24 protein-coding genes are annotated in these 25,528 nt (G+C 44.6%); 23 read left to right on the top strand and 1 reads right to left on the bottom strand.

Annotated features, from left to right (window positions below):
- Nucleotide 1: 1 nt before the first annotated feature.
- The 3 genes from mazG to RTR76_RS11920 all read left to right on the top strand — a co-directional run bounded on the left by mazG (nucleotide 2) and on the right by RTR76_RS11920 (nucleotide 2,219).
- Nucleotides 2-1,498 carry a nucleoside triphosphate pyrophosphohydrolase gene (gene mazG / locus RTR76_RS11930; RefSeq protein WP_312520931.1) on the top strand — a complete coding sequence of 499 codons (1,497 nt, stop codon included), beginning with the start codon at nucleotides 2-4 and terminating at the stop codon, nucleotides 1,496-1,498.
- Nucleotides 1,499-1,578: 80 nt separating this feature from the next.
- Nucleotides 1,579-1,854 carry an HU family DNA-binding protein gene (locus tag RTR76_RS11925; protein ID WP_165898831.1) on the top strand — a complete coding sequence of 92 codons (276 nt, stop codon included), beginning with the start codon at nucleotides 1,579-1,581 and terminating at the stop codon, nucleotides 1,852-1,854.
- Nucleotides 1,855-1,952: 98 nt separating this feature from the next.
- Nucleotides 1,953-2,219, top strand: coding sequence for a DUF1294 domain-containing protein (locus tag RTR76_RS11920; RefSeq protein ID WP_312520930.1), 267 nt, complete (start codon nucleotides 1,953-1,955; stop codon nucleotides 2,217-2,219).
- A gap of 13 nt (nucleotides 2,220-2,232) precedes the next feature.
- Here the strand turns inward: RTR76_RS11920 and pnpS are convergent, their stop codons facing one another.
- A complete protein-coding gene (gene pnpS / locus RTR76_RS11915; RefSeq protein ID WP_312520928.1) occupies nucleotides 2,233-4,020 on the bottom strand; it encodes a two-component system histidine kinase PnpS in 1,788 nt (595 codons plus the stop codon).
- Between the two features lie 157 nt (nucleotides 4,021-4,177).
- Here pnpS and RTR76_RS11910 point away from each other — a divergent pair, with 157 nt between their 5' ends.
- From RTR76_RS11910 to spoIIE, 20 genes are all read left to right on the top strand, one after another.
- Nucleotides 4,178-5,326, top strand: coding sequence for an MGDG synthase family glycosyltransferase (locus tag RTR76_RS11910; RefSeq protein WP_312520926.1), 1,149 nt, complete (start codon nucleotides 4,178-4,180; stop codon nucleotides 5,324-5,326).
- A gap of 4 nt (nucleotides 5,327-5,330) precedes the next feature.
- A complete protein-coding gene (locus RTR76_RS11905) occupies nucleotides 5,331-6,074 on the top strand; it encodes a zinc dependent phospholipase C family protein (RefSeq protein WP_312520924.1) in 744 nt (247 codons plus the stop codon).
- Between the two features lie 11 nt (nucleotides 6,075-6,085).
- Nucleotides 6,086-6,532, top strand: coding sequence for a hypothetical protein (locus RTR76_RS11900; RefSeq protein ID WP_312520922.1), 447 nt, complete (start codon nucleotides 6,086-6,088; stop codon nucleotides 6,530-6,532).
- 251 nt (nucleotides 6,533-6,783) lie between these two features.
- Nucleotides 6,784-7,653 (top strand): phosphate ABC transporter substrate-binding protein, encoded by an 870-nt coding sequence (locus tag RTR76_RS11895; RefSeq protein ID WP_312520919.1) that lies wholly within the window; start codon nucleotides 6,784-6,786, stop codon nucleotides 7,651-7,653.
- 169 nt (nucleotides 7,654-7,822) lie between these two features.
- Nucleotides 7,823-8,710, top strand: a complete 888-nt coding sequence (pstC, locus tag RTR76_RS11890) for a phosphate ABC transporter permease subunit PstC (protein WP_396144956.1) — start codon at nucleotides 7,823-7,825, stop codon at nucleotides 8,708-8,710.
- Between the two features lie 79 nt (nucleotides 8,711-8,789).
- Nucleotides 8,790-9,665: a phosphate ABC transporter permease PstA gene (gene pstA, locus RTR76_RS11885; RefSeq protein WP_312521058.1), complete on the top strand. Its 876-nt coding sequence runs from the start codon at nucleotides 8,790-8,792 to the stop codon at nucleotides 9,663-9,665.
- Between the two features lie 182 nt (nucleotides 9,666-9,847).
- The gene (locus tag RTR76_RS11880; protein WP_312520916.1) at nucleotides 9,848-11,980 is read left to right on the top strand and encodes a methyl-accepting chemotaxis protein; all 2,133 of its coding nucleotides are present in this window, start codon (nucleotides 9,848-9,850) and stop codon (nucleotides 11,978-11,980) included.
- Nucleotides 11,981-12,015: 35 nt separating this feature from the next.
- On the top strand, nucleotides 12,016-13,845 hold the full coding sequence (locus RTR76_RS11875) for a GGDEF domain-containing protein (protein WP_312520914.1): 1,830 nt from the start codon (nucleotides 12,016-12,018) through the stop codon (nucleotides 13,843-13,845).
- 49 nt (nucleotides 13,846-13,894) lie between these two features.
- Nucleotides 13,895-14,866: a SpoIID/LytB domain-containing protein gene (locus RTR76_RS11870; RefSeq protein WP_312520912.1), complete on the top strand. Its 972-nt coding sequence runs from the start codon at nucleotides 13,895-13,897 to the stop codon at nucleotides 14,864-14,866.
- A 146-nt stretch (nucleotides 14,867-15,012) separates the two neighbouring features.
- Nucleotides 15,013-16,662, top strand: coding sequence for a spore germination protein (locus RTR76_RS11865; RefSeq protein ID WP_312520911.1), 1,650 nt, complete (start codon nucleotides 15,013-15,015; stop codon nucleotides 16,660-16,662).
- A 1-nt stretch (nucleotide 16,663) separates the two neighbouring features.
- A complete protein-coding gene (locus tag RTR76_RS11860) occupies nucleotides 16,664-17,773 on the top strand; it encodes an endospore germination permease (protein WP_312520910.1) in 1,110 nt (369 codons plus the stop codon).
- Complete coding sequence (locus RTR76_RS11855; protein ID WP_312520909.1) at nucleotides 17,763-18,953, top strand: Ger(x)C family spore germination protein; 1,191 nt, start codon at nucleotides 17,763-17,765, stop codon at nucleotides 18,951-18,953. Before RTR76_RS11860 ends, RTR76_RS11855 begins: the two co-directional genes overlap by 11 nt.
- 99 nt (nucleotides 18,954-19,052) lie before the next feature.
- Nucleotides 19,053-19,289, top strand: a complete 237-nt coding sequence (locus tag RTR76_RS11850; protein WP_312520908.1) for a hypothetical protein — start codon at nucleotides 19,053-19,055, stop codon at nucleotides 19,287-19,289.
- 31 nt (nucleotides 19,290-19,320) lie between these two features.
- Nucleotides 19,321-19,602, top strand: a complete 282-nt coding sequence (locus RTR76_RS11845; RefSeq protein WP_312520907.1) for a YabP/YqfC family sporulation protein — start codon at nucleotides 19,321-19,323, stop codon at nucleotides 19,600-19,602.
- Between the two features lie 12 nt (nucleotides 19,603-19,614).
- Entirely contained in the window at nucleotides 19,615-20,358 is a 744-nt protein-coding gene (locus tag RTR76_RS11840) for a lytic transglycosylase domain-containing protein (protein ID WP_312520906.1), read from the top strand.
- A 4-nt stretch (nucleotides 20,359-20,362) separates the two neighbouring features.
- The gene (gene yabQ / locus RTR76_RS11835; protein WP_312520904.1) at nucleotides 20,363-20,839 is read left to right on the top strand and encodes a spore cortex biosynthesis protein YabQ; all 477 of its coding nucleotides are present in this window, start codon (nucleotides 20,363-20,365) and stop codon (nucleotides 20,837-20,839) included.
- A gap of 119 nt (nucleotides 20,840-20,958) precedes the next feature.
- Nucleotides 20,959-21,231: a septum formation initiator family protein gene (locus tag RTR76_RS11830; RefSeq protein ID WP_312520903.1), complete on the top strand. Its 273-nt coding sequence runs from the start codon at nucleotides 20,959-20,961 to the stop codon at nucleotides 21,229-21,231.
- Between the two features lie 102 nt (nucleotides 21,232-21,333).
- Nucleotides 21,334-21,753, top strand: coding sequence for a S1 domain-containing RNA-binding protein (locus tag RTR76_RS11825; protein ID WP_312520901.1), 420 nt, complete (start codon nucleotides 21,334-21,336; stop codon nucleotides 21,751-21,753).
- A gap of 55 nt (nucleotides 21,754-21,808) precedes the next feature.
- On the top strand, nucleotides 21,809-22,726 hold the full coding sequence (locus RTR76_RS11820; protein ID WP_312520899.1) for a hypothetical protein: 918 nt from the start codon (nucleotides 21,809-21,811) through the stop codon (nucleotides 22,724-22,726).
- 185 nt (nucleotides 22,727-22,911) lie between these two features.
- A complete protein-coding gene (spoIIE, locus tag RTR76_RS11815; RefSeq protein WP_312520897.1) occupies nucleotides 22,912-25,362 on the top strand; it encodes a stage II sporulation protein E in 2,451 nt (816 codons plus the stop codon).
- The last annotated feature ends 166 nt before the right edge of the window (nucleotides 25,363-25,528 follow it).

Here is a 25,528-nt window from a genome sequence, read left to right as displayed (position 1 = left end):
AATGTCCAATACTTTGCAAATGAATGTAATACCCGGCTCTATTACTATTGTCGGCCTGGGTCCCGGATCTTTTAAGCTGCTAACAGTGGAGACCTGGGATATCTTGCGTACAAGTCATTCTATCTACTTACGGACAGCTAAACACCCTACTGTTGATGAACTGCAAAGCCGGAACGTACGGTTTTCCAGCTATGATTTTCTCTATGAAGAAAAGGCTGACTTTGACGAGGTATATCACGCTATCGCGACAGATGTTATAGCGAGGGCTGTTAACGGGGAACAGGTGGTTTATGCTGTTCCCGGCAGCCCGCTGGTAGCGGAGAGAACAGTTGGTTTTATTCGCAGTCTGGCGGCTGAACGGCAAATAGCAGTTACCATTGTTCCGGGAATGAGCTTTCTGGAAGTACTGTATACCAGACTGGGAATAGACCCGATAAGCGGTGTAACGGTGCTTGACAGTGCTGATATTGATCAATTGCCGCGCGATATTAATACAGCGCTTATTGTTACGCAAGTGTATAGCGGTCAGGTAGCATCGGAAGCAAAACTGGCGCTGATGGAGCTGCTGCCTGACGATTATCAAGTACTGCTTATTCGCAACCTCAGCCTCGAGGATGAAGAAATAAGGCCGATTGCTTTATACGAGCTAGACCATCAAGGGGATATTGATCATCTTACAAGCTTATTTGTTCCTGCACGCAGCCGTACAGCCACTACGTTCACCGTTGATCCACTGATTGATGTTATGGCTCGTCTGCGCAGTCCTGATGGCTGTGTATGGGATATTGAGCAGACCCATGAGTCATTAAGGCGATACATTGTAGAAGAAGTGTATGAAGTGCTTGAGGCAATTGACAACCGCGATCCCCAAGCTCTTTGCGAAGAGCTGGGTGATGTATTGCTGCAGTTGGTTTTTCATGCCCGAATTGCCGAAGAGTGCGGAGCTTTTACAATGCAGGATGTAGTCGATGAAGTGACCGGCAAGATGATCCGCCGGCACCCTCATGTTTTTGGAAACATAACAGTCCAAGATGCAGCTGAGGTAGTTCTGAACTGGGATCAAATTAAGCAGCAGGAGAAGGGCGCAGAGCGCAAGTCTGTCCTTGATGGAGTTTCTCCTGGGCTGCCTAGTCTTATGCGATCTTTTAAAATTCAGTCAAAGGCAGCTAAAGTTGGTTTTGACTGGAATAATATTGGTCCCGTTTGGGACAAACTAGTGGAAGAATGGGAAGAGTTAAAAGAAGCGGTTACGGTAGGTGATAAAGAAGCGACAGAAGGGGAATTTGGCGATTTTCTTTTCGCTGCTGTCAATTTGGCTCGTTTTCTCCAAATTGAACCTGAGACAGCGCTAAACCGAACTAATAATAAATTTATCAATCGTTTTTCTTACATTGAAAGCAAAGTCAATCAGCAGAAATTGGACTGGAAAGCTCTAAACCTTGATACGCTTGATGAATTCTGGAATGAAGCAAAGGCTCTGGAAAGAAAAAAACAGTAATTTTTGGTAAAGGCAGAAGGAATAAAATTATGAATAGCGAATATGCTATTCGTAATGTTTCTGACAAGGAGGATATATTTGTGAATAAAACTGAACTGGTGACCAGTGTTGCTGAAAAAGCCGATATGACTAAGAAAGACGCTGAAAAAGCGGTTAATGCCATTTTCGCCAGCATTGAAGATGCTTTGTCCAATGATGACAAAGTACAAATTATTGGCTTTGGTACCTTTGAAGTAAAAACACGTGAAGAAAGAAAAGGCCGTAATCCACAAACCGGCAATGAAATCACGATTCCCGCTTCGAAAAACCCTGTTTTTAAAGCTGGCAAAGGCTTCAAAGACGCAGTCAACAAATAATTAATATTTGGACAAGCTAAGCCTCAGGCCTAATGGCCTGAGGCTTTTAATCTGATTTTGACTGGAGAACAGCAATGGTCTTAGCTGGTGAAATGCTTATGAATACTACCATAGTCTATTTAAGCTGGAATGTGGCTGCGTTTTGTATGATGGCGTTTGATAAAAACCGGGCTCGAAAAAGAAAAATGCGCATCCGTGAACGGACCATTTTCCTATGGGCTTTATGCTTTGGAGCTATTGGTGTGTTGGCGGGCATGTATACATTTCGCCATAAGACGCAGCATAGAGCCTTTGTAATCGGTGTTCCCGTGCTCGTAATCATTAATTTTGTCAGTGTCTATTTCTTGGCGGGGATAGGGCAGTAACCGACACAGCTGCCTAGCTGTTTAAATCGGAAGGCAAGGTCACCACAAAAGTGGTTCCCTTCTCAAGCTCACTTTTAACACTTACTAAGCCATTCATGCTATTAACTAAATGTTTGACAATTGACAAGCCCAATCCTGTTCCTCCTGCTGCCCGCGCTCTAGTGCGGTCCACGCGGTAGAAACGTTCAAATATACGCGGTAAATCCTGGTCCGGAATACCGGGGCCGCTGTCTTTTATAGAAATGAGGACATGTTTGCCTTCTGAATACCAATTTACTGAAATTTGTCCGCCCGGCGGTGTGTATTTGATAGCATTATCCAATAGATTAATGCAAACTTGTCTGAGATAATCACCGTTTGCCAAAGCACTGACCGGCAGGGCAGGCGGATTGAGCTGTAAAACATGCTGCTTTTCTTCTAATTGAGGCGTTAGGCGGCGTATAACCGATTCAAGTACTTGACTGACATCAATTGGCTCAATTTGAAGCTGCTGGCGGTCGTCACTGGACTCTAAGCGGGCTAATTGCAATAGATCTTTTACCAGCCGATGCATGCGGTCGGCCTCAGTAAGAATAATGGTAACAAACTTTTCACTTGTTGCCGGGTCCTGAAGGGCACCGCAGAGCAGGGTTTCGGCAAAGCCCTTGATAGAGGTTAACGGTGTACCTAATTCATGGGAGGCATTGGCGACAAATTCAGCCTGCCGTTCACGCATTTCCTGTAAGGCAGTGATATCGTGAAACACTGCCAGAACACCGGTATTTTCGTTGTTTGCAGCAATAATTGGGGCTAGGAAAACCTGAAAAATACGTTTTTTGCCATTTGTACTGGTTTTGAGGTTGATCAAGCGTGATTCCCCTGCAGATACGGCTTCTTTTGCTGCTGTATCAAGCAGGCTGGAGCCGATGACTTGCAGGTTATGCTGACCTAGCATGGCTGCTGTGAGCCCAAAATAGTCAGTAGCTTGCTTGTTAGCAGTCGTTACCCGCCCGTAGCGGTCCATGAGGATCACGGCATTATCCATATGAGAAAGAATCAATTCAAATTTTGTTTTTTCTGTTAGGATTTCTTTGACCTTATCATCCAGATTTGCTGCTAATGTATTCAGAGTATGAGCTAGAATTTCGACCTCATCGCCTGATTTAATATATACTCGTTCATCTAGCCGTCCCTCACTCATTTGATGGGCAACTGTGGTGATTTGTTCTATCGGTGCGGTGAATTTGCGGGCAAGGCGGATACTGACAAGCACGGCAATTCCCGATGTCAGGATAAATGCAGCGATCAGTACGTTACGCAGGCGGTTAAACGCTTCTTCAATTGGTGCCAGCGTAGTTGATACGCGAACAACACCGGTGGCAATACCGTCCTGCTTCATCGGAATAGCGATGTAGAGCATATTTTTGCTTAGTGTAGCGCTATAACGCATCGCTTGTCCCCTCGTACCGTCTAAGGCAGCGTGCACTTCGGGGCGGTCGAAATGATTGTCCATTAATGCAGGGTTTTCCCAGGAGTCGGCTAACACTTTGCCATTAATGTTGATTATGGTGATTCGCAATTCGATCTGAGCGCTCACGGCCTTGATTTTCCTGTCAATAGCAGCGGCTGTATTAGAGTTGCTAACCTGTGTTTCCACCAGCTCTTCCACGACCATAGCCTGCTGGACAAGATGTGCAGTGAGGCTTTCTATGGTATACTGATAGAAGTGCCATAAGACATAAGAGCCAAAAGTGAGCAAAGACAGTAAAATTAGTAGTAAAAATGAAGCAATAAGCCTCGTGCGAATACCTGTACTAAACATGGCAACCCCCTTGATACGTTTGTATGCTCCTATCTTACCGCCACAGTGCGAAAAAGAAAAGCTGAAACTTTAACAATTGATTAACAACCACTTAACAAAAGCTCTCCTCAGGTTTGCTACAATGAAGGTGAGCTGAAAATAAAGAGAGGGTGACGAGATGCTGTCATGCGTGAATCATGTATTGATTGTATCCGCTTCTATCGGTTCCGGCCATACCCAGGCCGCAAATGCTGTAAAAGCCGAACTGGAACGGCAGCACCCGGATATGAGAGTCGCTGTTGTCGATTTCCTGGAAGGCGATAATTTTTCGCTCAACACGTTTATTAAAGAAACGTATATTAAAATGATTGATGTCTTTCCCGATATGTATGATTTGCTATACCGGTGGTCCCAGGCATCCCATAAAGGAACTACGGTGCGCAATCTGATGTCCTGGATTTTAAAAAAACGTATGCTGCGGCTGGTTGACCGCTATCGCCCGGATTTGATTATCTTTACACATCCTTTTCCCTGTGGTGCTGCCTGTCATTTAAAACGCAATGATATGCTTAATGTACCGCTGGCAGGCGTGATTACCGATTATGCTGTTCATCGTCTCTGGCTTTATAACGAAGTAAATTTCTATTTTGTAGCTGCAGAAGAAATGAAAGAGAATCTGATCAGCCAAGGTATTGCAGTGGATAGAATTCATGTTACCGGTATTCCTATCAGCAACAGCTTTGGTGAAGAGTGTGTCATTTCAAGTACAGCACAATCAGCAGACAAAGAATCAACTGTGCTTATCATGGGTGGAGGCCTGGGACTGGGCGCAGTGGCAGAAGTTTTATTAGAACTGGATAAAATAGAAGGATCTCATCGCTTCGTAGTTGTGGCAGGCCGTAATGCCGGCTTGCGTAAAGACTTGCAGCTGCTTAGCCGGTCTTTAACTCATCGGGTACAGGTAATTGGTTATACCCGTCGCATTCCCGAATTAATGGCTAATGCGGATATTCTTGTTACGAAACCGGGTGCACTTACTTGCAGTGAGGCATTAGCTTCGGGATTACCGATGGTGTTAGTAAATGCAATTCCCGGCCAGGAAGAAGATAACGCCCGGTACTTAGATCGTATGGGAGCAGCAATTTGGACTGAAGACCAAACTCAACTGAACGAAATAGTAAGACACCTGCTAGATGACTCTCAGCTGCTGAGCACTATGCAGCAGCAGGCACAACGCATAGGACGTCCTGATGCAGCCCGCCAGATTGTCACCAAACTCATCGGTAAAAAACGGGAGACTGCGGCAATACGGAAAAGAAGGGGATAAGACAATGAATATAGCTATGTTTGTTGAAGCCTTACCTTTAGCTGCCGGAGCGAAACTAGTGCTGGCTACTGCCAGCCCACTACAAAGTTTTCTAGATAAGCCTGGGATAACACATGAGTTTTGCAACCGCCAGGCAATTGCGATTTTGCGCAATGAGGGCTTTGAAAGAGCTGCTGTCTTACTGGATCAGTATCTTTCTCAGCTGAATGCAGGTGTACTTTGGGCTGACAAGGGTTGGAAGAATGTCAATCATTATTATCAGCCCGTCACGAAAAAAGGATTATGGCGATTTGCAAGTGCCTGGGATGAGTTTGAGCAGTATTATGGGCAAATGCTTGCATATATCCGTAGGCGTAATCTGGAGAAAGCCTGTTTTTATCTGGGTGCAGCTTCGCACCTTCTGCAGGATATGTGTGTACCTCACCATGCTAGCTGCAAAGTATTAGATGGACATAAGCAGTATGAAACTTGGGCGCAGGAACGCCGCTTCCGGTACGCAATTGAAGGAAGCGGGTGCTATATTGAAAATAATTCAGTGCAGGCGTTATTTCACGCAAATGCTACTATCGCAGCTGATTTATTTGATTGGGTAAAAGCAGGCAGCTCAGAAGGGCAGTATCATCAGGCGACTGAGATTACGCTTCCCCTTGCCCAGCGTTCTACTGCCGGACTTTTTCAGCATGCTGCAGATTTAGTTTCTCAGATTTCTCCTCAACTATTTGCTCAGCCGCTTATTATAAGTGCATGAGCAATTTTTTATTGCCGCAAAACAAAAACCACTTCATTGTGAAGTGGTTTTTGTTTTGCGGCATGTTATCGAGGGTAGCAGTTACGGGGACTGCAATTGCGAGGACTGCAGTTCTGCCTAGGGAAGCAGTTCTGCCTAGGGAAGCAGTTCTGCCTAGGGAAGCAGTTCTGCCTAGGGAAGCAGTTCTGCCTAGGGAAACAGTTCTGCCTAGGGAAACAGTTCTGTCTAGGGAAGCAGTTCTGCCTAGGGAAACAGTTTTGTCTAGGGAAGCAGTTTTGCCTAGGGAAGCAATTCTGTCTAGGGAAGCAGTTCTGTCTGGGATAGCAGTTTTGCTTAGGATAGCAGTTATTGGGACTACAGCCGACTGCTACTATTGGCCGTCCGAATTCATCAAGGCTATTTTCATCCCAGTCTTCGAACTCAGGATAATCTTCCTCCCATGGTCTAAAATAGTCTGACATGATGTACACCTCCTGAAGGTTTTTGGCAATGTGACTCCTCTTACATAATATTCATATCTGTAAGACATGGTGCAACAGCAAGGCTGGGCCAATTCGGTTGAAGAGCATATTCCATACATTGCAAATGTGAAGCAAGAATGAACTTAACGAAAAGTTAACATGGTCTTAACAAATCGAAATGGGATAAGTCGTATAATTGCACTAGAAGACAAACCGATTATATGGTGAAAAAACAGGAGGTTGGATTAATGAACTTTTTTCGTAAATCCAGATTAATTACTACTGCAGTGGCCTTAATGGTAGGAGCAAGTCTATTTGCTGGCTGTGGCAGTTCCGGTAAAGAGGCTGATTCTCCAAAAGCTACAGCTGAATTGCAAGGTACAGTTACCGCTTCAGGTTCGACTGCACTGCTTCCGCTATTAAAACCTGCGCAGGAAGAATTCCAAAAGAAGCATGCGAAAGTTACTGTTAATATTGCCGGTGGCGGATCGTTTACCGGTATGAACCAAGTTGCTTCCGGGGCTGTTAATATCGGTAATTCAGATGTAGATTTGCCTGCCGAGTATAAGGACAAAGGACTGGTTGATCATAAAGTAGCTGTAGCGCCGTTTGTATTTATTACAAACCCTGATGTTTCAGTTGATAACTTGACTCAACAGCAGTATGTAGATGTTATGTCAGGTAAGGTTACTAACTGGAAGGAAGTAGGCGGCAAGGATCAAAAGATTACCTTGATTCATCGCGCTAAATCTTCCGGATCGCGTGCTACAATTGCTGAAATCGTCATGAAGGATACTCCTTTTACCGACAATGCAGTTATACAGGACTCTAATGGTGCTGTACGTGCGGCGATTGCAAGCACTCCTGGTGCTATCGGTTATGTTGATGCTCCATATGCCGATAACACTGTTAAGAAACTGGCATACAATGGTGTTAAATATGAGCCGCAGGCAGTAATAGATGGAAAATACCCGGTATATGCTTATGGGCATATGTATACTAAAGGGGAAGCTACAGGTGCTGTGAAAGCATTTATCGACTATGTAATGAGTAAAGAATTCCAAGAAACCTTCGTCGAAAAAAATGGCTTCCTGCCTATTACTAAAGTGAAAAAATAATATAGTAAGAACAAAGGGAGCTGTGCACTATGCGCAGCTCCCTTTATTCTACAAAAAAACTTAACTGAAACTTAACATGATATTAACAAACAGCTTTTCCGGCCAACGTATAATTAGACATGCAGGCATATAATACTGCCGGCGAGAGTAGGAGTGTGCGGCTATGTCAATGGTTAATAGTACAAGTGGTCATGCAATGCGAATCATGACAGACCGGTATGTGCGGTACCTGTTTATTGTAAGTGCTTTTCTGATGACCATCATTATTGCTTCAATAATTGTTTTCGTTGGTCAGCAGGGCTTGCAGACGTTCCGGGATATTACGATAGTTGAATTCTTTCTGAATAACAAATGGGATCCGATGGAGGGCCGCTTCGGTGCATTCAGCTTTATTGCCGGGACGCTTTTAACAACATTACTGGCCATTATCATTGGAGCTCCGCTAGGGCTTGCCGGCGCGGTGTTTATGGCGAAGATTGCCCCACCCCGGCTGCGCGAGTTTATGAGGCCGGCAACTGATTTATATGTAGCAATTCCTTCGGTGGTATACGGTTTTGTCGGCATGACAATACTCGTTCCTTTTATTCGTGTTCACTTTGGTGCGAGTAATGGCTTTGGTTTGCTGGCAGCAAGTGTTATTCTTGCTGTCATGATACTCCCAACTATTATCAGTATTTCGGAGGATGCCATAAGAGCTGTGCCTAAACCACTGGAAGAGGCATCATTGGCGTTAGGAGCCACCAGATGGCAGACGATTTGGCGGGTATTGCTGCCGGCAGCCTTACCTGGAATATTAACGGCAGTTATATTGGCGATGGCTCGGGCAGTGGGCGAGACTATGGCAGTGCAAATGGTTATTGGCAACACTCCCCAATTAGCGACATCTCTGTTTATGCCAACGGCAACTTTAACTAGCGAGATAGTCATTGAGATGGGAAATACCCCCTTTGGCTCGACGTGGGGAAACTCACTGTTTTTAATGGCCTTAGTATTGTTGCTTTTATCAATGGCCATGATTATGATTATTCGGCAGATTGCCGCGCGAAGGAGTGCTTAACATGACAGACGAAGCGCTTTCCAAAGATGTTCTGCAACAAGGGAAAAAACTGATGCAGCCAGCTGTTAGAACCGATTTAATGCTTTACAGTTTGCGGGGAGTGCGATTAAGTGATCGCATTGCTACGCTTGCGATGTGGGCCGCGGGAATCGTCATCCTTGGAATTCTAGTGGCATTTTTGTCTTATATGCTCGTAAAAGGCTTGCCGGCGCTATCTTATCACTTTATTACCGGCATGCCCAGTGATATTCGAGCCGGCGGCGGTGTAGGCCCTCAATTTTTTAACTCCTTTTATATCCTGGCATTATCAATGCTGTTTGCTATTCCAATTGCTGTTGGAGCTGGCATTTATCTGGCTGAATATGCCGGCAATAACCGTCTCACTGATTTAATCCGCTTGAGCACGGAAAGCTTAGCTACAGTCCCGTCGATTGTATTAGGTCTGTTTGGTATGATTATTTTTGTTAATACACTGGGATTAGGCTTTAGTATCATTGGTGGAGCGCTAACCCTCATGCTGCTTAATATTCCGGTATTAGTCCGGGTTACCGAAGAAGCTATCCGTACGGTGCCTGATCAATATCGCGAAGCAAGCTTAGCGTTAGGCGCAACAAAATGGCAAACCATCTGGCGGGTAATTTTGCCAAATGCTTTACCAGGAATCATAACAGGAATAACGTTAACTGCAGGCCGGGCAATGGGAGAGACCGCTATTCTGATTTTTACTGCAGGCACGACAGTTTCCCGTACAGTGCCAGATTTTTCGCTAACCGCTGCGGGAGAGACGCTTGCTGTGCATATGTGGTATGTTATGGCAGTCGGGCTTGTTCCTGACCGGCTGGATATAGCAAATGGCATTGGTGCTTTGCTGATTATTACGATTCTAATTTTTAACTTGATGTTTACCATACCCGCTAAAATGTGGCAAAGAAAAATGACCGGTTCTTCCCACTGACAAGATATATGCTTGTAAGAAGTGAGACTTGGCGCAGGCCAAGTCTTTTTCTGATGAATAAAATAAGGTAAAACTGGTAAATGTTAACGTTTTGTTAAGGTTATGTTAATTATTGCCATATAATATTTCGCAGAGACTGTATGTATGCTAGTATGAGGACATCATTAAGTATGGAGGTAACTATGAACCTGCTAATGAGATTGATAAAGAAGATACAAGCTGTCCCTAGTCCTAAGTTTGCTTTTCTCCGGCGAGGAACATTTAAAGTTACAAATGGCTTTTCGGTTAAGCAGGCAGCACGGCATAGTACCGTAATTATGAAACAACTGGCAAACTTTCGGCCTGGCGGCGGTTTAGCATCCTTGGTTTCACGGGCTATTATGTTTACTATCATTACCTGTACCATACCCTTGCTCATCTTTGGCTGGTTTACTACTAATCAAACAATGGAGAACTTAACCGAATCAGCTATCGATAAAAATAGTAAGGTTGCAGAGCGGGTTGCCAGTGATATTGGCTATTACGTAATCGGCAAAAAGAACTTTTTAACCGTGGCTAGTGGCAGTGAAGCATTTCGCGTACTGAATGCAGATACGGCAAAACAGTACTTGCAGCAAGTACGGCCTTTTTATGGCGGCAGTGATGCTTTATTTGTAGCTGATGCATCAGGTCAGCAGCTGGCCCGCACCGACGGCAGCAGCCTGGTCAGCATTGCTGATCGTGACTATTTTCAGCAAGCCATGCAAGGAACAAGTACTTTTTCAGATCCTATTGTCAGTAAGGTGACGAATCAATTGACAATCATCGGATCGGCACCGATATATGGGGAAGGAAATCGTGTAGTTGGCATGCTAGGCGCCAATATTTCCATTACTAACATCCAAACAATGATTGAAAACATTTTATCGCAAAATCCGGGATACATATTAACTGTTATTGATAAAAACAGAATACCGTTATTTTACCAGGCTGACTCAACGGCAGTAACAGAGAGGAAAAGCTTAAACGAAGAGTATTACTTGCAGGCGGTAGAGCAAAAGACCGGGAATGGTCTGGGTAAATTCCGGGGACAAGACTATTTATTATCTTACCGGCCAATACAAAATACTGACTGGGTAGTAGTAAGTGCTTATCCGAATCAGCAAGCATTGCAGGCCGCCTATGATACGGTCGGGCTAAGCGCCAAAGTCGCACTGGGCTTAATCCTCTTTTTTGCTGTTTGCGGGATCGGTGTGACCCGTGTAGCCCTTCAGCCGCTCAAGGCACTGGTTAAGCAGGTGGAACGGGTTGCTGACGGCGATCTCACTTGTGATTTAATTGTGAATGGCAAGGATGAAATTGCTCATGTGGCACAAGCCTTTTGTATCATGACAGGCAATCTGAGGGAGATTGTCCAGGCTGTTCAACAATCATCTACGTCTATCGTTGAGGCCTCAAACTATGTTGTAGCTGCTTCCGGGCAATCCAATACAGCCAGTCAGCAGGTTACCCAGTCAATTCAAAATATTGCTCAAAAAGTTACCGGACAAGGACAGGAAACCGGAAAAACAGAGCACCTTATTACCGAACTGGTTACCATTAGTGCTACTGTTTCCAGCACCGCATCGCAGGTGGCAAATGCTACCAGTGAATGTTCTGCCACAGCAGTTCAGGGGCAAACAGTGGTAGAACAAACGGTTAACGCTATTCAAAGTATAAAACACTTTGTTGATCAAACCTCGCAAACCGTTCAGGTATTAAATTCAAGTGCGAGAGAAATTGGACAAATTACCGATATTATTACAGCTATTACCCAACAGACCAATTTACTAGCCTTAAATGCGGCAATAGAAGCTGCCCGGGCAGGCGAATCCGGCAGGGGCTTTGCGGTAGTTGCCAGTGAAGTACGGCGCCTTGCTGAGCAATCAGCAGCAGCAACGAAAAATATTGCTGTATTAGTGAAAAAAATACAAACAGAAACGGATCAAGCCATCCAAGCAATCGGTGCAAGCTTTACCCAGGTGGATCAGGGGGTTGCTATTGCCGGGACATTAGGCACTTCTTTTAATGATATTATGCAAGCTATTGATCATATGCAATCGCAGGCCAAGGTAATTACCATTGAGGCTGATAAGCAGTCACGCTTATGCAACAGTGCTCTGGAGGCTGTTGCTAATATTCACGAGATGGCAGACTCGAATACACAAAATATCCAGGAAATTGCTGCCGTCAGCCAAGAGCAGGCAGCAGCGTCACAGGACATTACTCATTCTATCGATACGCTTAAAGCATTGGCACATGATTTAGAAGAACTTATTGCACAGTTTAAAGCTTAATAAAAGAATAACTCTTTTTCGCAGGGGGAATAGCTATGTTTTCCTTATGGGCAGAAATGACAAGTGTATTTTCGGCAGGTGATGCGGAGCAGGCAGAGGCACCGCTTAATCCACTTTTGCTGGAATTGCAGAATATATTAGCACATAAGCAAATCGAAGCTGTATTTCAGCCCATTGTCAGCCTTACTGAGGGTACGGTACTTGGTTATGAAGCGCTAAGCCGGGGACCTCAAGATTCCGTCCTGCATCGGCCGGACAGTTTGTTTCAGGCAGCTGCTGAATTTAACCTGGTATGGGAGTTAGAATACCTTTGCCGGACAAAGGCACTGGAAAAGGCGCAAAAGGTAATTTCCAGCAATCTAATTTTTATTAACGTAGATCCCAAGATTTTTTACGATAGCCGTTTTCAGAAAGGATATACGAAAGAGTTAATCGCTCAGCTTAGTGCTGATGTGGGCAATGTAATTTTTGAGATAACTGAAAAAACAGCGATTGAGGATTACACTAATTTTCGCAAAGCCTTAGATAATTATAAAAGTCAAGGCTATAAAATTGCCATTGATGATACCGGTTCCGGTTATTCCGGGCTGCGTCTGCTCGCCCAGTCTTATCCGCATTTTATTAAAGTAGATATGGAACTAATTCGCGGTATTGACAAAGATAATGTTAAACAGGCTATGCTGAAAGCATTATACGATTTTTCCTTAGTAACTAACTCACAGATTATTGCCGAAGGTATTGAGACTGCTAATGAGCTAGCGACGTTAATCAATCTTGGCATTCCCTATGGACAAGGCTATTTCTTGCACAAACCATCGCCTGATTTTACCGATATTTCTGAGGGTGTGCGGCAATATATCAAAGAAAAGTATGAACAGCGCAAACGTCAGCACTTTCAAACCACCCTGGCCATTCCCATCGGAGAACTAGCCCGTGATGACAAGCCTTTTGGACCTACTATATGCGGGGGAAAACTGCTAGAATATTTTAATGCGCAGCCCAGCTTACTTGCTGTGCCTATTGTTCAAGATGGAAAACCGGTTGGATTAATGATGAAGAGCAAGTTTCTAAGCCGTTTGGCAACTCAGTATGGTGTGGCTGTTTATATGAACCGGCCCGTTTCTCTGCTCATGGATAAACATCCCTTAATTGTTGACTATCATACCTCCCTGGAACAGGTAGCGAAATCAGCAGTTGCCAGAGAAGACGACAGTATTTATGATTACATCATTATTACTAAAGAGGCCCAATATTTTGGAATGACAACGATTAAGCGGCTGCTGGAGGCTACCACGCAGATTGAAATCACGCGGGCAAAGCATGCCAATCCGCTCACCGGTCTGCCTGGTAATGTCATTATTGAGCGGGAGCTGGAGCGGGTCGTACACGACGAGCAAGCTTTTGCAGTACTGTATTTTGATTTGGATAATTTTAAGGCTTATAATGATGCCTATGGCTTTGAAAATGGTGACCGTGTACTGGCTATGACGGCGCAAGTTATCCAAAGCACCCTTTATGAATTAGGGTACACAGAGTCTTTTCTGGGGCATATCGGTGGTGATGACTTTGTGGCTGTTGTTTGTACCGATAGTGTTACTAAGCTTTGTCTTGAATTAATTGAGAGATTTGATTGCCGCATACGCAATTTCTACAATGAGACTGACCGTAATCACGGTTATATTGTTTCGAAAAATCGTCATGGGACGGAAGAATCCTTTCCGCTTATTTCGATATCCATTGCTGTCGTTACCAGTAATAATGACTGCAGCCGTAATCCTGGCGACATTGCTGAAGCGGCGGCGTTATTAAAGAAAAAGTGCAAAATGACGTGGCACAGTTCCTTCCTAATTGATAAGCCTGCATGAATTTTTTGCTCTCCTGCCATACTAAGGCGTAAAGGAGGCTTGGTTATTTGTGAATAAAACATATTGCAAATGGATGTGTATTCCTGTATTGCTGGTAGCATTCCTAGTTGTATTATCAGGCTGCAGTCCGCAGAAGAAACCTACTCCAGCCCAGCCGTCACCCGCTCCGCAGAGTCAGAATGTACAAGGGAGCGAGCCGGAAATAACTGTCTTTATGCACGAAACAAATGAAAAGAAAACGATGAAGATGGAAGAGTATATTGCCGGGGTAGTAGCCGGTGAAATGAAGAGTGATTGGCCCGTGGAAGCATTAGCTGCACAGGCAATCATTGCCCGCACCTTTACGCTGGAAGCAATCGAAAGTAAAGGGGGCGTACCAGCCCGTGGGACACAGGCTTCGACAGATATTAAAGAATTTCAGGCCTATAATGCCAAAGATGTGAATGATAATGTAAAAAAAGCGGTTGAAATGACACGGGGACAGGTCATTATGTATCAGGGAAAACTAGCAAAAACCTGGTTTCATGCTTCAGCCGGTGGTATGACGGCTTCTGCCAAGGAAGGTCTCAACTATAAAGATGCGGAACCACCCTATATCAAGCCTGTCCAGTCACCGGATGAACTTGCTCCTAAGGAGGTGCAGAGCTGGACAGTGAGTTTTCCGATGGACAAAGTAATGGCTGCTGTAGAGAAGGCCGGGCAAAAAGTAGACAAAATTGAAAAATTTGCGATACAGGAAAAAGGACAATCGCAGCGGGCAACTATTTTTGTTGTCAACGGCAATATACAAGTGCCTGCACCCGAATTTAGAATTGCAATTGGAAGTACGGAGCTAAAATCTACTTTGCTGGATAAAGTAGCTGTAGAAGGTAATAAAGTTACTTTTTCCGGCAAGGGATATGGTCACGGTGTGGGTATGTCGCAATGGGGTGCTAATAAAATGGCAAAAGACGGCAAAAAGCCGGAAGAAATTGTCGGTTATTACTACCCGGGAGTTACGCTGGAAAAGCGCTGGAATTAAATAAGAAAAGCAGAGCGTAATGCTCTGCTTTTTCTTATTTTTCTTCCTATCACTGGAAATGATGTATAAAATAGGTCAATTTACAAAAAATAACATACTGGAGGCAAACACCAAATTAGGCAATGTGCTTGTGAAGCGAGGAGCAAATGATGGCGTACAAAAAAGAACAACGCATACAGAAACTCTCTGCTGTGTTTGCCCATGCTTCTAAAGAGCAGGCGCTTGATTCATTAAAGAATCTGCGGGATTTGATTAATGGAAGTGCTGAACTGGGCGAGGAATTAAGCAGCCTTACTGCCCGGATTCGCCAAGTAGCAGCGCCGGCAGAAGAGCCTTTTCTCTTTACTGAAGACCTTACCGCTAACCGGAAGTTGCTTGATGTAGTATTCCGCGATTGTGATGACGTGAAATACCGTGAATTCTCCATTGGCGAGCATAACGCTTTGATTGTTTATGTAGAAGGCATGATTGGCAGTAATAAACTGGATGAGTCGATACTGGCTCCTCTGCTGCAACTTAAAAAAGACTATAAGGTTAGCAATTTTACATCTTTTTATAATATTTTGCCAGTATCTGCGTTGATCACGAGCAATAGTGCTCGTGAAATCATTACAAATGTGCTAAGTGGTTATGCCGCTTTGTTTATTGATGGTGTTGCAGAGTGCTTGCTGATGGAAGCAATGCACTACCGCAAGCGCTCGATTAATATTCCGCAAAATGAGACTGTCATTCTTGGCTCTCATGAGGCATTTAATGAAGACTTAACGGATAGTATTGCTATGATCCGCCGTCACTGCCGTGATAATAACATTAAAGTCCGCATGCTGTATATTGGTGAAAGAAGCAAATCGAAGGTTGCTTTGGTCTATGCTGCTAATTTAGTTAAGCCAGGCTTGATGGAAGAAATAGAGCAGCGTATCAACCGGATTAAGGTTGACAGAGTAACGTCTACCGCTAATGTAGAAGAGTTCATTATTGATCATCCCTGGTCACCTTTCCCGCAGACACAGGCAACAGAGCGTCCGGATAAAGTTGTATCGTCGCTTTATGAAGGACGAGTGGCAATTGTTTTAGATAATGTCTGCGATATTCTACTGGTACCAACTACTTATGCCCAAATATTACAATCGTCAGAGGATTACTCTACCCCTATGATTGTTACTAGTCTCACCCGGCTCACCCGTTTTTTTTCGACCGCTGTTGCTATTTTTCTACCTGCTTTTTATATTGCGCTTGTTTCCTACCATCCGGGGATGCTACCTACAGCGTTAGCAATTTCAGTAGCGGAACAGCGGCTTCGTTCTCCGTTCCCTGCTTTTATGGAAGCCTTATTTATGGAAGTCCTGATTGAGCTATTTCAGGAAGCAGTTGTACGACTGCCACAAAAAATTTCCGGTGCTGCTGGTGTGGTCGGTGCTTTGGTTATCGGGACAACCGTTGTAGAAGCAGGGCTGGTTAATGCATTGCTTGTGGTTTTAACGTCTGTTACTGCTATTGCTTCCTTTACCATGCCTACGTATAGTTTTAGCACATCGCTGCGCGTTTTGCGCGTACCGACAATTATTATGGCTTCTGTTTTAGGACTATATGGTATTGCACTGAGTTTGATGGTTATTGTTACTCATCTGTGCTCTCTGCGCAGCTTCGGTGAATCATACGGAGGAAATCTCTTTAACATTACGTTATTGAGAGACTGGAAAGATATGTTCGTCCGGTTGCCGGAAACTCTGCTTAAGAGCCGCCCCAAGCAGCTCGGCGAGCAGGACCAGGAACGGATAGGAAAGAAGGGCAGCTAATATGGGAAACCTGGAAAGACGCACATCAATGTCACCGAGCCAATTTGCACTAATGGTAGCAGCAATGGGAACTGGAACGGCCGTGCTTGTTATGCCTGCAACTTTAGTACCCGTGGCCGCGCAACATACCTGGGTGAGTGTATTACTAGGGGGCGGCTTGTATTTTTTTGCCGGCGTAATTATGATCAAATTAGGTGATTGCTTTCCCGGCCAGTCAATAGTTGAATATTTGCCTAGTGTTTTGGGAAAGGCTCTGACGGCAGTGACGCTATTGTTTTTCACTGGTGTGCTTCTGATACAAAGTTCAGTGAGGATTCAATCTTTCGGGCGGGAAATTGTCTTTTTTATGTTTGATCGAACACCAATTGAAGTAGTTATCTTACCTTTCGTGATTGTGTGTGCCTATGGGGCGGTACAAGATCTGGGAACTATTCTTCGCCTGTCTCAAAGTTTATTGTTTATGAGCGCATTACCGCTGCTGGGCTTATTGATGCTTAGCATGATCAATGTCAAACTCATCAATTTATATCCGCTATGGCCTGTAAATGTTGCCGGGGTCATAAAAGGAGCAATTTTTAGCTGGCCTTACTTTTACGGGTATGAAATACTCTTAATTTTATTGCCGACAATTGATAGGCAAAGTACCAGTCTGGTAGCAGCAATATCGGGCAGCTTTATTTTTAAAAGTGCACTGATGCTTTTGACTTTTGTTTCTACCGTAGGCAGTATGACGGTAGCCGGAGTGAACAACATTATTTATCCTACGCTGCTGGCAGTGCGGGGGATTGATCTACCAGGTACATTTATTGAGCGGCTGGACAATTATCTTTTGCTGAGCTGGATTCCTCTCGGTTTTATCACAATAGTAATTTGGCTGTATATTTCGAGCGTTATATGGACGCAATATTTCGGCTTTAAAGATCACCGGCCATTTGTGATTGTTTTTAGTATCCTTATTTTTGCTGCTAGCATGTCACTTCATGACTTAAGCGGATACTTAACGATGGTAAAAGTAAGCCGCATGCTGGGTTTCGCATTTTCGGTGATTATTATTCCAGCCGTTTATCTGCTGGTAAAATGGCAGTTAGGCAGGTGCGGTAATGGTAAGTAGTACGAAGCGGCTATTCATTAGCTATACCTTATTATGCCTAATAAGCACAGTCTTTTTGACTGGCTGCTGGGATCGTCATGAGATTCAGGATCGCAGCTTTGTTTTAGCAGTAGCTATTGATTTGGCTGACGAGGGGCTGGAGAACAGTACACCACTGGAAACCTTCACAGAGGGAAGTGGAAGAAAACCACTGCGGTTAAGTCTGCAGGTATTGTCTCTGTCACCGCAGAAAAGAGGCGAGAACAGCCCCAGCAAGACATATGTAATTTCCAATACAGGCCGTTCGATGCATGAGATGCTTCGTGATGCCAACGGTCAAAACAGTAAGCCCCTTTGGTTTGAACATATTCAGAGCATTATCATTAGTGAGGCGGCTGCCCGCAAATTTGGCCTTACTACGCTGATAGACCTTTTTCGCCGTGATGCGGAGATACGTTGGCGGACGAAAGTGTATATCACTCCGCAGGATGCCAGACCCTTTCTTGATTTTGTACCGCAGACCGGTGAAGCAGGCGGTATATTTATTGCTAATATCAGCCGTTCGATAAAAAACCTTCATGTGGCCGGGTCCAATACCGATCTCGGAGCTACTTCCGTTCGGCTTGATAACAAGGTTGATGTTGTGCTGCCGGCAATTGAAATGAGCGGTAAGCAGGTGAAGGTCAGGTCAATGGCAGTATTTAAGAAAGATAAGTTTTTTGAGTACTGGGATGAATATACGGTTAAAGGAGCCAAATTTTTGTTGGGAATAGAGAAAGCAGCACTCATAGCTTTTTCGTGTCCGTTTCACCCTGACGAAACGGTGGTTTTTGAGATGTTCCAGCAGGAAACAACTGTTACTCCTCAGATAGACGGTGATCAGATTAGTTTCAAAATGAATATTACTATGAGGGGGAATATTGGTGAAATTAGCTGCAGTGGTGACCATGACGCTACTGACAGGGCTTTCATGGATAAAGCAGAGATGATGTTTGCGCAAGAAGTGCAGCACAATATTGAGCATGCTCTTCAAGTCATGCAAAAGGCAGGCATTGATGATGCTGGTTTTGGACAAAAGTTAAAAGCTTATGAGCCTAAAACATGGGAAAAGGTGAAGGATCGGTGGGATGAAGTTTTTCCTACCATTCCAGTAGAGACTAGCGTCAAGATATCTATACAGAATAGCGGTGAGCATAAATAATTATTTTAAAAACTGGCGCAGGATGAACAGCGTAGCAATAAGCAGCAGACAAGTATAACTAATTTTCCGGGAAAACATAGCGTCCCGGAGGCGGTCATTATGCTTTGCAAGCATATTGGCCAAATGCCAAGAGCAAATGGCAGTGATCAAGAGGGCAAGGTACAGCTCCGGCTGAGCTGTGTGTACTATGATGAATTTGGCAGTCTGCCAGGTTTGATTCATATCAATATGGACATTCATAACATCACCCAGCTTTATCATGACCGAAAAAGGACGGCCTTATTACCGTTCTTTTTTTATATGTTTTGTGCTAAGAAAGAAAAAAATGGCATATAGTAATTTGAGTCAGTATATAGGAGGGATTTTTATGCCCATCGACGATAAAACCCCAAAATGGCGTCATCAGTTTACACTGGTAGATCGTGAGGAAATGACAGTGGAAGGCGTTATTTCGCTGGGAAGTGCTGATGAAAAAGAAGTGGTAATGGATACAGAACGGGGACCGTTAGTTATTAAAGGAGAAGGTCTTAACATCCAACAGCTAAATCTGGATAAAGGCAATATTGTGATAGAAGGGTTGATTAAAGCATTAGTATATGATGATGAACCAAAGCAAAAAAAAGGGCTGCTAAACAGGCTGCTTAAATAACGGGACGAAAAGGTGAGAAGGATAGGACGGCACCGCTTACTGGCAGTTTGGTATGTTTTGTTGGTAATGTTGGTTATTGATGCAGGTATTATCGCCATAGCCCGCTACATGGCAGAAGGCTATCGGCAGGCTGTATTTGACGATTTTAATTCAAGTGCCAATAAATGGAGGGAAATAGAAAAAGTTCCCTATGCTGATTTTATCAACCACTATGGTAAAGTTTATCAGCTTAATCCACAAGTAACAGCAGCAGTCATTCAAGCAGAAAGCTCTTTCCAGCCCCGGGCAGTCTCCAGAGCGGGTGCATATGGGTTAATGCAGGTTATTCCCGATACCTGGAGACAGGTAAATAAGCGGGTAAATATCTGTAAGGGCAGGCATGCCGGTGAGTGCACGACCGAATGCTATTTTAACCCTGAGCTAAATATCGGAATAGGGACAGCGTACTTAAGTGAAATGGTGCAGCGCTTTAAAGGAAATATGATCTTAGCGCTAGCTGCTTATAATGCCGGTCCGGGGGCAGTGGAAAGGTATGGCGGAGTACCGCCTTACCAGGAAACGCAGGAGTATGTGGAGCGAATCATTGGATATTGGTACCAGAACCAGAATAAGCTGGTGCCTGTTTATGCCGTGCCTGCCAGAAGATGGGAAGAGGTGTATCGGGCAGCCTGGTGGATATTTGCAGGAATTATCGTAGGTCTGATAACATTGGTGAGACAGATGAATAGACTACATCGCTCCTGGCGATGGAGGTGAAAAGATGGAGCTGTATGGACAGATACAAATCTTTTTGGTGACCTTGCTGACAGGGGCGTTTTTAGGCATCATTTTTGATTTTTATCGTGTTTTAAGAGGGGTTTTCCGGCCTCGTTTTGTGATGACAACAGTTGCTGATTTTATCTATTGGATTGTTGCAACTGCTACTGTATTAGTCTCCCTTTTGCTGTGTAATTGGCTGGAACTTAGGTTATATGTTTTCCTGGGGCTCCTTGGCGGAGGTGCCGCTTATTATCGTTTGCTCAGCCGGTACGCAATTTATTTGATGATTCGTGTATTGCGATGCATTGGATGGCTGCTCAGATGGGGTAAAAAGATCTTTGTATATACTGTTATTGTGCCAGTAAGCTTTGTAACTCGCCTGCTGGCATGGCCGCTGGTTCAATCCCGGCACCAGCTTGGACGTTTGTGGCGAAAACTGAGTGCAATCAAACCAAAAGATAAGCCGCCTCCTGAGTAAAACACACAGTAATTTATTTATTTCCACAAAGAGGAATTATTCCGCTATCGCAGAATACTCTATCTAATAATAAGGTCAGCAGCTTTGTTACTTAATCTCCCAAACGGTGGTGGAAGATATTGGTTAAGCGCAAATACCGCTTGAACTGGTTCCGAGTGGTTATGATTGCAATAATTTTATATACCGTTTATGTTTGTGTTAATCAGCAATTACAGTATGCTGCTATCAGTCGTGAAATAGAAGCGACGAAAACGCAGCTTGAGCAATTGCAGCAAACGAATGAAGCTATGGGCCAGGAAAAACAAAAGTTATCGACACCTGCCCATGTTGAGAAGCTGGCCCGTGAAGAATTGGGGCTGGTTAAACCGGGAGAAATTCCCTATGTTCGCTAAATATATTGTTATAGGCAACATTCCTTGACACCTTTTCATTGTCAGGAGTATAATATGGTTGCAGAAACTAAAAGCATTTTTTAAGGAGGAAATTTGAGCAGTATGTCCATTGAAGTTGGCAGTGTGGTAGAGGGAGTTGTGACTGGCATCACAAACTTCGGTGCATTCGTAGAACTCCCGGGAGGAAAGGTCGGTCTCGTTCATATCTCAGAGGTTGCTGATGTATATGTTCGCGACGTAAAAGACTTCCTGAAAGAACAAGATCGCGTCAAGGTGAAGGTCTTATCGGTTGATGAACGCGGAAAAATCGGGTTGTCTATCAAGCAACTGACCGCTCCAGTAAACCCCGGACCCAGAAAACCTCACACCAACGACAACCGGCGTCCCAATCGCTTTAATAGCTTGTCATTTGAAGATAAGCTAAATAAGTTCCTTAAAGATAGCGATGAACGCCTGACAGACTTAAAGCGCAATACTGATTCAAAGCGTGGCGGCCGCGGTGGCGCCAGACGTGCAGAATAATAGTTGCTACTACAGAGCATTCCTAGAGGAATGCTCTTTGTTATTTGGAGGCTGTATGAATATAAAAGCTGCAATCGATATTGGAACAAACTCCGTTCGGCTGCTTGTTGCTGATTGGCAAGACGGCCAAATTGTACCTCTGGTAAAAGAACTTAAGACGACCCGCCTGGGACAGGGCGTGCATCATTCCGGTCGCCTGGCACCTGAGGCGGTGGAGCGTACGCTGGAGGCTGTCGCTGCCATGGCTGATATTGCAAAGGAGTACAAGGCAAATGAAGTGATGGCTGTTGCGACTAGTGCCGTTCGCGATGCAGCAAATGGCTTAGAGTTTATACAACTGTGCCGGGAAAAGACCGGAGTTGACATCCAAATTCTGTCAGGGACTGCTGAAGCCTCGCTTAGTTTTAATGGCGCCCTGCAGGGACGAGCGGCCGAAGGCAGTCAAATGATTATTGATATTGGCGGCGGCAGCACGGAACTGGCCTGTGGTGAGGGGAAAGAATTAAAGGTTGCCCAGAGCCTGAATGTTGGTGCTGTACGTCTAAAAGATATCTTTCCGGCTCATAATAACGGAATAATAAATAATATTGCCGAGATTCTCCCCTATATAAATGATACAATCAGAGCACTGCCTCCGTTGGCACAGGCCGATGTCATTACCGGTGTAGGCGGTACCATAACATCACTGGCTGCCATTGCGCAGCAGCTGGCGCTCTATGACAGTGAGAAGGTACACCGCTATTTTCTATCGACAAGTTGTGTAAATCGACTTTTAACCACTTTGGCGGCAATGCCGCTGGCTGAGAGAAGACAAGTAGCAGGGCTCCAGCCCGAGCGGGCAGATATTATTGTTTATGGTATCGCCATATTATCTGCACTACTTAGTTCGCTTGAAGCGGATGGATTGACTGTGAGTGAACAGGATATCCTGGAAGGAATAATTGAACAGCTCTTTGCTAAGCAAAATAGCTGAGTTTCGACAAAAAAACAATGCCCAAAGCAGCAGTGCCACCTGACAAAACAGTTGTCAGGTGGTTTTTGCTGTTTTACCCACCCTTTTTGTCGGTTTTTTTTACGATTAAAGCGACTTGTTCGGACAATATTTGATTACCAAAATATGTAAAATGGGAATACACATATGCGCTAGGGGTGGAAAATATGCCAAAAGTTTCGGTTGTGACACTTCCGGCAGAAGCGCTGCCTATCTCCGAGAGTCTGCAGTCTGCTCAACGTCCGGCTGTTAAGCGGTCAATCAATATAAGACCTTTACTTTATCTGTTAAGGGATAGTATGATTGCTTTATTTGGCCGGGAGATGTTATTAACAAATGGGTTGGCCTTTTTACTGAGCCGCGTATCAATCATGGGAGAATTATCACCTTTTGGATTAGCTTTTTTTGCTGCTGTCGCTCAAGTTTCAGGCAAGAGGGCGATTACTGCCGCCGTCTGGGCAGTAGCCGGTGTTCTATCAACAGGCAGATACAGCGAAGCATTGCTATACAGCTTAGCAATTATTCTTTACTTTCGTTACCGGGACCGCCTATCGCGTTTTCATAACAAGGTAATGACAGTTCCTTTATTTTTATTTGCAGTAGTTTCATTAAGTGGTATGGTTATCGCCTTATGGCAGCAAGGTGCATTGTACAATCTCTTACTCGTTTTATTTGACAGTATGTTATGCTTGGTTTTATCAAGTCTTTTCCTTTACGGAGCACCACTCTTAGCAAACCGCGAAGACCGGAAAGAGCTTCCTGCAGAGGCCTATAGTTGTGCGATGGTCATACTGGCGATTGCGGTAGCAGGTATCGGCAATTTTACTTTGTGGGACTACAGCGTGCGTAATATAGCAGGGAGTTTGCTTATTATGACCTTAGCCTTAAGCGGTGGTGCCGGTATGGGGGCTTCGACGGGAGTGGCAGTTGGGCTTGTAATTGGCTTGAGTGATGGAAATGCAACGATGGCCATTGCCGTTTATGCACTGGCTGGTGCGCTTGCAGGCGTTTTTCGCCCAATTGGTAAATATGCTGTGGCAATTGGGTTTGTATTAGGAAATGCGATTGCTGTCATGTATTTAGGACAGTCGTTAGAGCTCATTAGGGTATTGGCTGAAGCAGCGTTAGCGTCAGCAGCAGTGATTTTCCTGCCAGCAAGCCGGCTGGCCCTGTGGCAGGTAAGGACTGCAGCTTCGTCGGCGCCGCTTGTTACAGCAGAACAACTAATGGCACCTGCGCTAGATAAATTAAACCATCTTTCCGATATGTTTTATGATTTGGCGAATGCTTTTGGTGAGATATCCTCTGGCGCTAAGGAAAAAATGAAGGAAGATCAGGTTAATCATTTAATGGCTGCAGTAGGTAAACAGGTTTGTGGTGAGTGCCAGCGAAGGTCGCAATGCTGGGAAAAGGATTTTTATAAAACGTATCAGGCATTGCTTGACAGCTTTGCGCTGGCCGAGGCGGGCAGCCTGACCGTTCGTAATTTAGCAAAAGTGCTGCAGGATTCTTGTTTAAATAAGGAGCATCTGGTTGAGATCATGGATTGGATGGCGGAAAAAAATAGAAACAATTTATACTGGCAGAAGAAGCTTACTGATACGCGGCAGATGGTTACCGAGCAATTAAAGGCTACTGGCCTTATCCTGCATAACTTAACTCATCAAATGAGTAAAGAACCACGCTCGGATACAGAGGTTGCTAAGACTGTCCAGAAACGCTGCGCTCTGGTAGAATGCGAAGTCGCTAATGTGAAGGTAAGCGGCAGGAGAGGTGCCACTACAATCGAGTTGACGAAAAAACCCTGCAATCATGCTAGGGAATGCATTAATACGGTTCTGCCGCTTGTTACGGATTTAATTCAGGAAAAACTAACATTAGAGTCCCAGTGCGGCAGTATTGTAAAGAATAAAAAATGCCGTCTCAGTATGCAGGCTGTGCAATGCTTTCATATTGAGACAGGGATCGCTTATGCGTCGAAAGGACAAGAAAGGTGTGGGGATTCGTGCTCCGTGGCACCTGTAAATAAAGAAAAAACTGCCTTGATGCTCAGTGATGGCATGGGGAGCGGTGAGCAGGCAGCCAAGGAAAGTGCCATGACTATCAAGTTCCTTGAACGGCTGCTTTCAGCGGGCTATGATGTGGATGTGGCGGTTAAGACGGTAAATTCAATGCTGATGCTGCGTACACCGGATGAGACATTTGCTACAGTTGATATGGCAATTATTGATACTTATTCCGGAGAAGCCGAATTTTTAAAGATAGGCTCAGCACCCAGTTTTATCAAACGGGTAAGAGAAGTAACTACCGTTCAGTCGGCATCATTGCCGATTGGAATATTGCATCAAATAGAAATTGAACCAGTGAGAGCGACATTAGTAAATGGCGATATTATTGTGATGGTAAGTGACGGTATTGTTGATGCATTGTCCAGAGGAGTTGAAAAGGAGAATTGGGTGGCTAATTTTCTACGGCGAACCAACAGTACTAACCCGCAAGAGATAGCTGATAAGCTTTTGTGCCAGGCTCATGAACTGGCCGGGACCAATCGGCGTGATGATATGACCGTGTTAGTTGCCCGGCTTGTAGGCAAGCCGCCGCTCGTACAATACGCGTAAGAATGGCCTGGCATACTTGCCGGGCCTTCCTTATGTCCAGATGGAAAGTAGATTAAAAAAAACTGCAGAAGGATACAATATGGTGGTAATGGCTAAGGGTCTAGCAGGAGAATGACTGTTGGCAGGAGAATACAAATCGGTCAACGATTAAGCCAGTTTTAGGAGG

It is taken from the genome of Anaerospora sp. (assembly GCF_032013335.1).
Taxonomy (GTDB): Bacteria; Bacillota; Negativicutes; order Sporomusales; family DSM-15969; genus Anaerospora.
The sequence above is the reverse complement of the archived record's forward strand: the minus strand, read 5'-3'. Positions and strand labels throughout refer to the sequence as shown.